The sequence below is a fragment of the Rhodococcus chondri genome (assembly GCF_036327435.1).
Lineage (GTDB): Bacteria > Actinomycetota > Actinomycetes > Mycobacteriales > Mycobacteriaceae > Rhodococcus > Rhodococcus chondri.
In genome coordinates this window covers 1-8220 of sequence record NZ_JAUZMZ010000040.1, presented here as the reverse complement: position 1 = coordinate 8220, position 8220 = coordinate 1, and the positions used below count along the sequence as shown (strand labels likewise).

The 8220-nt window shown below is 66.1% G+C and carries 8 protein-coding genes; all 8 read right to left on the bottom strand.

From position 1 onward, the window contains the following. Positions 1-19: 19 nt before the first annotated feature. Entirely contained in the window at positions 20-370 is a 351-nt protein-coding gene (locus Q8814_RS09465) for a hypothetical protein (RefSeq protein ID WP_330151754.1), read from the bottom strand. A 66-nt stretch (positions 371-436) separates the two neighbouring features. Continuing rightward, positions 437-2410 (bottom strand): acetoacetate--CoA ligase, encoded by a 1974-nt coding sequence (locus Q8814_RS09460; protein WP_330151753.1) that lies wholly within the window; start codon positions 2408-2410, stop codon positions 437-439. A 6-nt stretch (positions 2411-2416) separates the two neighbouring features. Next, positions 2417-3244 carry an HpcH/HpaI aldolase/citrate lyase family protein gene (locus tag Q8814_RS09455; protein WP_330151752.1) on the bottom strand — a complete coding sequence of 276 codons (828 nt, stop codon included), beginning with the start codon at positions 3242-3244 and terminating at the stop codon, positions 2417-2419. Positions 3245-3380: 136 nt separating this feature from the next. Beyond that, positions 3381-3650 (bottom strand): GlsB/YeaQ/YmgE family stress response membrane protein, encoded by a 270-nt coding sequence (locus Q8814_RS09450; protein WP_330151751.1) that lies wholly within the window; start codon positions 3648-3650, stop codon positions 3381-3383. A gap of 226 nt (positions 3651-3876) precedes the next feature. Further along, positions 3877-5532 (bottom strand): AMP-binding protein, encoded by a 1656-nt coding sequence (locus Q8814_RS09445; RefSeq protein ID WP_330151750.1) that lies wholly within the window; start codon positions 5530-5532, stop codon positions 3877-3879. 73 nt (positions 5533-5605) lie between these two features. Further along, positions 5606-6985, bottom strand: coding sequence for an MFS transporter (locus Q8814_RS09440; protein WP_408015870.1), 1380 nt, complete (start codon positions 6983-6985; stop codon positions 5606-5608). 178 nt (positions 6986-7163) lie between these two features. Further along, positions 7164-7712, bottom strand: coding sequence for a hypothetical protein (locus tag Q8814_RS09435; protein ID WP_330151749.1), 549 nt, complete (start codon positions 7710-7712; stop codon positions 7164-7166). A 92-nt stretch (positions 7713-7804) separates the two neighbouring features. Beyond that, positions 7805-8220 (bottom strand): ethanolamine ammonia-lyase light chain EutC (locus Q8814_RS09430; RefSeq protein WP_330151748.1); only part of this gene is annotated, 416 nt, incomplete at its 5' end.

Sequence of the window (8220 nt, the reverse complement as noted above, 5' to 3'; positions counted from 1 at the left end):
GTACTTCTGCAGAGGAAAATCACCACATGACTGCGATGATCACGTTGAGGATGCCCAGCCCACCGGCGGTGTGGGCGAGTGCGGAGGTCGTGCCCGGGTTCTGCTTCTCTTTCCGCAGCCCGATGATGGCCACCACCAGGATGACCAGGGCGACCAGAAGCTTGATGCCGATCTTCATGTGATTCAGCTCTACCGTGTCCTGCGCCTCGCGAAGACCGACGAGCGCGATGCCGGTCACAACCTGCAGGATCGCACCGTGCAGCATTCCGGCGACCACGCGCGGTTGCTTGATGACGGCCAGCCAGGAGCCGATGATGCCGGCGAGACCGATGAAGTGCAGAACCAGAAGTATGTTGATAGCGACATCCATGGGGCCAATCCGAACATTTCGGGAAACGAGCTGTCCAGTTAGGCCACACTAACTCGGTGACCGTGCTCACCCACGGTCGCGATACCAGTCGACGAGCTCCGGAGCGTCGATCGCATTGCGGTCCACGGCACGGACGATGTCGGCACCTTGCAGTATCCGCTTGATCGGCACCTCCAGCTTCTTACCCGTGCGGGTATGCGGAACACCCGGAGCCGCGATGATGTCGTCGGGCACGTGCCGGGGCGACAGTTCCTCACGGATCGCGGTGCCGATCCGCTCCCGCAGCGTGTCGTCGAGCACGACACCGTCGGCGAGGACGACGAACAGCGGCATCCAGTACCCGCCGTCCGGGCGCTCGACGCCGAGCACGAGCGCTTCGACGATTTCCGGCATCTTCTCGACCACCTGATAGATGTCGGCGCTTCCCATCCGGATACCGTGCCGATTGAGGGTCGAATCCGAACGTCCGTGCATCTCGACGGTTCCGCGTTCGGTGATGGATATCCAGTCACCGTGCCGCCATACTCCCGGGTACACGGAGAAGTAGGCATCGCGGTACCGCGTGCCGTCCGGATCGTTCCAGAACCGCACCGGCATCGACGGCATCGGCGCCGTCACCACGAGTTCACCGACGTCGCCGCGCACCGGGCGACCCTCGGCATCGAAGGCATCGACCGCTACACCCAGGCAGGGGACGGACAGTTCGCCGGGCCACACCGGAACGGTGCGCGCGGAACCGATGAATGCGGACACCACATCGGTGCCACCGGTGATCGACATGACCTGAACCCGGTCGCCGACTTTCTCCGCCAGCCACAGCGACGACGACGACGGCAACGTCGAACCCGTGACACCCACCGCGCGCAGCGCCGACAGATCGTGATCGCGCCTCGGAACCACCCCCGCCTTGGCGCACGCGAGAACGTACCCGGGGCTGGTCCCGAACACCGTGACGTGTTCCTGCGCGGTGATCCGCCACAGCCGGTCCGCATCCGGATGGGAGGGCGCACCGTCGTAGCAGACGACGGTGGCGCCGACGACCAGACCGGCGACGAGGAAGTTCCACATCATCCAGCTGGGACTGGTGTACCAGAAGAAGATGTCGTCGGGTCCGATGTCCAGCTGCAGCGACAGGGCCTTCGCATGTTCGAGCAGCACACCACCGTGCCCGTGGACGATGCCTTTCGGCGGGCCGGTGGTGCCGGACGAGAACACGACCCACAGCGGGTGGTCGAACGGCACCGGCACCGGCACGAGCGCGTGCTCACCGGCGGTGGCGTCCGCCCACGTCGCCGCACCAGGGTCCGCCGGGGTGACCACGGAGTCGTGCTCCCTCGCCCCGGTGTGCGTCACCACCACGGTCAGCGCCAGGGTCGGCATGTGCTCCCGCAACCACGTGACCTGTTCGGTGCGTGCGTGATCGGTACCTGCATATCGGTAGCCGTCGGCGGTGACGAGCACTTTCGGCTCGAGCTGTCCGAGCCGGTCCAGCGCGGCCCTAGCCGCGTAATCCTGTCCGCAGGCCGCCCATGTCGCACCGAGGCTCGCGGTTGCGAGCAGCGCGACGACGGCCTCGGGAATGTTCGGCAGGTATCCCACCACGCTGTCGCCCGGTCCGACACCGTGGCTGCGCAGGGTCGCGGCGAACGCGCCGGTCTGTCGCGCCAATTCCGCACCGCTGGTCTCCGTGCGCCGGCCCTCCTCGTCGAGGTACACCAGCGCGGGGCGCTCGCGGGGCAGGTTGCGCAACACATGGCCGGCGTAGTTCAGCCGGGCACCCGGGAACCACACTGCGCCGGGCATGGAGTCGTCGGCGAGCGCCGGCCCGGGATCGGTGGTCGACCGGACGTCGAACCAGTCCCACACTGCCTGCCAGAAGTCCCCCGGATACTCGACGGACCACTTCCACAGGGCCGTGTAGTCCGTCGGCGTCACCGCGTGACGCCGCTCGACGAACCGCGCGAAGGCGGTGACCTTCGCCTCGGCGATGTCGGTGTCGGTGGGAACCCACTGTGGTTGTTGCGGCTGTGGCCGACTCATGACCGTCTACCTCCCTCCGTTGGCGCGCGCCGCGACCGACCGGCGCAGAACCTGCTCTGCATGCCGCAGCACCGGCGCGTCCACCATCTGCCCTTCGAATCGGAATACCCCGCGAGATTCGGGCACCGCGGCGAGAACGCGACGTGCCCATTCGACCTGCGATTCGCTCGGTTCGTAGGCACGGCGGATCACCTCGATCTGGTCGGGATGGATAGCGACCTTCGCATCGAACCCGACAGCGACCGCATCGAGGGTTTCGGTGCGCAGACCGTCGTGGTCGTTGATGTCGAGATACGCCGAGTCCAAAGCCCAGCGCCCGAACGCTTTTGCGGCCAGCAGCGTCGACGACCGTACATGTCTTGCGACGTCCCGGTAGGTGCCGTCGTCGTGGCGGCTGGACTGCCCGCCGAGACCCACCAGCAGATCTTCGGCGCCCCACATCACACCGATCGTCCCCATGGCGAGGGCTATGTCCTCGACGGCCAGTGCACCGCGGGGCGACTCGATCAGAGCGATCACCTCACGCGGCGCGAGTGCTGTCACGTGTTCCGGGGATTCGCAGCCGGAGAGCATCACCCGGCTGTACGGGGTGTCGGCGAGCGCGCGCAGATCCCGGCGGTAGTCGTCGGTACCGGCGGCACTGATCCGAACCACTGTCCGGGCCGGGTCGAGCGACCGGTCGAGCAGACTGCGACGCGCGTAATCCTTGTCGGCGGGTGCCACCGAGCCTTCGAGGTCGAGCACGACGACGTCGGCAACGGCCGCCGCCTTTCCGTAGCGCTCCGGCCGGTCTGCCGGACAGAACAGCCACGCCGGACCCGGGATCGCGCTCATATCGTCTGCCTCTCTGTTGCACCGCCTGTTCCGATGATGCCGCGCCGTCGCCGATCCGGTCGCGGGTTCGGGGCGAGGAGGAACGACGAAGGGCCCCGTCCGATCTTCCGGACGGGGCCCTCGGTTGCGCTCGGTGCTACCGCTTCTCGCGGGTCATCGACGTGTAGGCCAAGGTGAGGACCACTGCGACGATGATGCTGATGATCCATCGGATCCAGTCGATGCCACCGGTGTCCTCGTTGCCTTCCGAGGCGATCATGCCCCAGATCCAGTAGCCGATCAGAGCACCGACGATGCCGATGATGATGGTGATGATCATGCCCATTGCCTGCTTACCCGGAATGACCAGGCGGGCCAAAATGCCGATGACCGCACCGAAGATGATAGTGCCGATGATCTCTCCCATAACGGGCTCCTCTCTCGTGGCACCCGAACCTGCCGTATGCCATCGCGATCATGCTGTACGCCGCTGCCGCTCTTGAACATAGCCACAGGACGTCGGCACCCGTGCGATCTTGAGTAAATTGTTTCCAACCCGCCGGTATGCGTTTACCTCCCACCTGCGAGGGGGAGGCAAGTATGACCCTCGCCACCGTCCGCACGGGACAGTCTCATCTTCCGGTTTCGGACCTTTACCGGGCCGCCTGCTGCAACAGCGCGATCGATTGTTCCCGGATCGCCACCTTGCGGACCTTGCCCGTGACCGTCATGGGGAACTCGTCGACGATGTGCACGTAACGCGGAATCTTGTAGTGGGCCAGCTTGCCGGTGCAGAACGCATGCAACGCCTCCGCATCGAGCTGTTCCGCGCCCTCCCGCAGGCGGACCCAGGCCATCAGCTCTTCGCCGTACTTCTCGTCGGGTACACCGACGACCTGTGCGTCGAGGATGTCGGGATGGCTGTAGAGGAATTCCTCGATCTCGCGCGGATAGATGTTCTCACCGCCGCGGATCACCATGTCCTTGATGCGGCCCGTCACCGACACATAACCCTCGGCGTCCATGACTCCGATGTCGCCGGTGTGCATCCACCGTGCGGTGTCGATCGCCTCGGCGGTTTTCCCCGGTTCGTTCCAGTAGCCGAGCATCACCGAATACCCGCGGGTGCACAGCTCCCCCGGCTCACCGCGCGGCACCGTCAGGCCCGTGGACGGGTCCACGATCTTGACCTCGAGGTGGGGTCCGACCCGGCCGACGGTGCTCACCCGTTGCTCGATGGTGTCGTCGCTGCGGGTCTGCAGTGACACCGGTGCGGTCTCGGTCATCCCGTAACAGATGGAGACCTCGGTCATCCCCATGCGCTCGAGCACCTGCTTCATCACCTCGACGGGGCACGGCGAGCCGGCCATGATGCCGGTGCGCAGACTCGTCAGGTCGTAGTCGTCGAAACCGGGATCGGCGAGTTCGGCGATGAACATGGTCGGCACGCCGTAGAGCGAGGTGCACCGTTCCTCCGCGACCGCGGCGAGGGTAGCGGCCGGATCGAACGCGGGACCCGGAAGCACAATGGTCGCACCGTGGCTCGTGCAGGCGAGATTGCCCATGGTCATTCCGAAGCAGTGATAGAGCGGTACGGGAAGACACACCTTGTCTTCTTCGGTGTAGTGGACGAGCTCCCCGACGAAGAATCCGTTGTTGAGGACATTGTGGTGGCTCAGCGTGGCCCCCTTGGGGAAACCCGTTGTGCCCGAGGTGTACTGGATGTTGATGGCGTCATCGGGCGACAGGTTCGCCGCAGCTGCGTCCAGAGGCGCGCGATCGGCTGCGAGTGCGGCTCGGCCGGCGGCGGCAATCTCGTCCCACCGTGACGAGCCCAGGAGCACGACGTCTTCGAGTTCGGGGCAGTTTCCGCGGACGAGCTCGATCATCGCCGCATAGTTCGAGGTCTTGAACTCCGCAGCGGACACGAGCATTCGAACCCCGGCCTGCTCGAGCACATACTGCAGTTCGTGGGACCGGTACGCGGGGTTGATGTTGACCATGATCGCGCCGATCTTCGCGGTCGCGTACTGCACGAGCACCCACTCGGCACAGTTGGGCGCCCAGATTCCCACCCGGTCGCCCTTCCCGATACCGGCATCGAGCAGTCCGAGAGCGAGTGCGTCGACGTCGGCGGCGAGCTCGGTGTACGTCCAGCGTCTACCCGCGGCGCGGTCGACGAGCGCCTCACGGTCGCCGTGGCGGGCAACGGTGCGGTCGAGGTTGTCGCCGATGGTGTCCCCGAGAAGCGGGACATCCCATGCGCCCTGCGCATAGCTGGGCAGGGCGTCGGCCGTGATGCCGGGCATCGGATTCTCCTTCGTAAATAGGGTGATACGCCACAAGACGGCCGCCCGATAACTTCGGGCGACCGTCTCGGCGTCAGAGTGCGCGGTCGCGTGTTTCGACCATGGCCGCGGTGCAGACCAGGCTGAGAAGACCGAACGCTGCGAGCATGATTCCGATGGCGATGCCACCGAAAGACGCGGCGAGCGGGGCGGCAAGCAACGGCGGGATGGCTCCACCGAGGACACCCGCGAGGTTGTAACCCAGCCCGGCACCCGTGTAACGGTATCGGGTTGCGAACATTTCGGGCAGCAATGCGCCGCACGGACCGTACGCAATTCCGAAGATGGCGAGCGTGACCATCATGCCGACCACGAATGCGACGGGGGAGCCGGTGTCGAGCAGCGGAAAGAGCGCGAGAGCCCAGAGGACCGAGAAGGCGCAGGAGACCATGATGACCCTGCGGCGGCCGACCCGGTCCGAGTACAGGGCGGACAGGATGATGGAGATACCGAACACGACCGACGACGCGATACCCACGAGCAGGACGAACGGACGATCGAATCCGAGGGTCTTGGTGGCGTAGCTCGTCAGGTAGGCGGTGCCCATGTAGAAGAAGGCGAACATGATTGCCAGGGCCCCGGCTGCGAGCAGGATCTCCTTGTACTGGAAGCGCACGGCATCGAGGAACGGAAGCGTGCGCTTCTGCGCGGGATCCTGGGCCGACGCGATGTCTGCGGCGGAGGATTCGGCACGGAAGACCGGCGTCTCCTCGATCGCCAGGCGCATGTAGAGCCCGATACCGACGAGCACAATGCTGAACAGGAACGGGATTCGCCAGCCGTAGTCGAGGAATGCCTGGTTGGTGTCGCCGAGAGCCATACCGGTGAACAGGAACGTGCCACTGGACAGCGCGAATGCGATCGCGGGGCCGAGCTGCGGGAACATCGCATACAGACCGCGTTTGCCCGGTGGCGCGTATTCCGCGGTGAGCAGGGTCGCGCCGGCCCATTCACCGCCGACCGCGAATCCTTGCGCGAATCGCAGGAGCACCAGGATGATCGGGGCCGCGACTCCGATCGTTCCGGCGCCGGGCAGCAGACCGATGAGCAGCGTCGAGATGCCCATCAGGAGCAGGGTCGATACCAGCGTCTTCTTGCGTCCGATGCGGTCACCGAAGTGACCGAACAGGACCGCGCCGACCGGCCGTGCGATGAACGCGACCGCGAACGTTGCGAACGACGCCACCGTTCCCGCGGTGGCGCCGAGCGCCGGGAAGAACACGGTCGGGAAGACCAGTGCGGCGGCGGTGCCGTAGATGAAGAAGTCGTAGAACTCGATGGTCGTGCCGATGCAGCTTGCGACAGCGACTCGCCGAATTCCGGGGCCGCCCTTTGTGGCGGGTGATGCGGTGTTCGAGCGCCGCGGCGCCGGTGGCGCTGGGGGTTCGACCCCGGGTGTCGACACACTGGTCACGTCGGTCCTCCGTCTGTCCGTCCGAACCGCGGGCGTCGGTCCGCCGCGGATGGATGAAAGGTAGTGATTCGCCTCACCCCACCACTACCCCCGGAAGGGGGTAGCTGTGAGGGGGGTCACATAGTGTGGCGAACGAAAGACTTTGACGGAGTGCTTTTCCGAGCAGCGCAGCGTGTGCTCAGCTACCGGCGGCCCCCGCGAGTTCCGCCTTCATCTCACGCCACACCACGGCGTACGAATCGATGTTCCCCGCTGTCGCCCACGCCAGCGAGCCGCCCTTGATCTTGTCGAGGGCCTCGCCGAACAGGTCCTGATACCGCGCCAGACGCGGGACGAACGCCGAGACGTCGTCGAACAAGTTCTGCGCCTTGCGATCCAGCGAGATCAACGCGTCGACGAAGCCGTCGGCCTCGGACCGTGCGAGCAAAGCCTCCAACTCGTCGTCCAGCGGACCGAGCTGCTCGAAGAGTTCGGCAATCGACTCCTCGTCGATCGACACCCGCTCCGCGTCGAGCTGATCCTTCAACTCGGTGATTCCCTTATCGGTCAGTCTGATTGCGTCGCCGACCGATTCCACCTTGCCCTGCTCGAGGAGAGCCGTGGCCGCGGCCTTGCCCGCCGACACCGAGACACCGAGGTGCGCGGCCAGCACCTCCGCGGTGATCTGCTTCTTCAACTGCACCGTCTGCAACAGTGCCAACTCGTCCACATTGCCCGCGAAGGCCATCGCTCACTCCTTGCCGCCCCTGAAGGACACCGCACCCCGGCGAGCCCGGACGGACCCGTAGGTCGATTCTGGCTCACCCTCCCCCGTGCGGGCTATGCACCCTCCACCGCACCGCGCGGGGTCGTGTCCTTGAGTTCGATCCCGGAACGGCCCAGTCTGCGCGCACCGTCCACGAGACCGGCGAGCACCCGCGAAGCCTCCGCGTACCCCAGGCCGTCCGGCGGATGGATGTTCGACACGCAATTGCGTTCCGAATCCGCCCGCCCCGGCCTCGGGTCGTGGGTGAGGTACGCGCCCACACTGTCCGCGACGGACAGCCCCGGCCGCTCCCCGATCAGTACGACGAGGGTGCGTACGCCGAGAGCCGCACCGATATGGTCGCCGAGCGCCACGCGGGCCGATGTCGCGACCACCGGCGGCGCGATCGACAGGTGCCGCGGCAGCGCCTGCGCGAGGGCACCGACGAGCGCGGCACCGTGCGCGGCAAGGGCCCGGGGCGACAATCCGT

Coding starts and splice junctions, on each gene's coding strand:
- Q8814_RS09435 (WP_330151749.1), bottom strand. CDS start 7,712: ATGGCCTTCGCGGGCAATGTGGACGAGTTGGCACTGTTGCAGACGGTG.
- Q8814_RS09450 (WP_330151751.1), bottom strand. CDS start 3,650: ATGGGAGAGATCATCGGCACTATCATCTTCGGTGCGGTCATCGGCATT.
- Q8814_RS09455 (WP_330151752.1), bottom strand. CDS start 3,244: ATGAGCGCGATCCCGGGTCCGGCGTGGCTGTTCTGTCCGGCAGACCGG.
- Q8814_RS09445 (WP_330151750.1), bottom strand. CDS start 5,532: ATGCCCGGCATCACGGCCGACGCCCTGCCCAGCTATGCGCAGGGCGCA.
- Q8814_RS09460 (WP_330151753.1), bottom strand. CDS start 2,410: ATGAGTCGGCCACAGCCGCAACAACCACAGTGGGTTCCCACCGACACC.
- Q8814_RS09465 (WP_330151754.1), bottom strand. CDS start 370: ATGGATGTCGCTATCAACATACTTCTGGTTCTGCACTTCATCGGTCTC.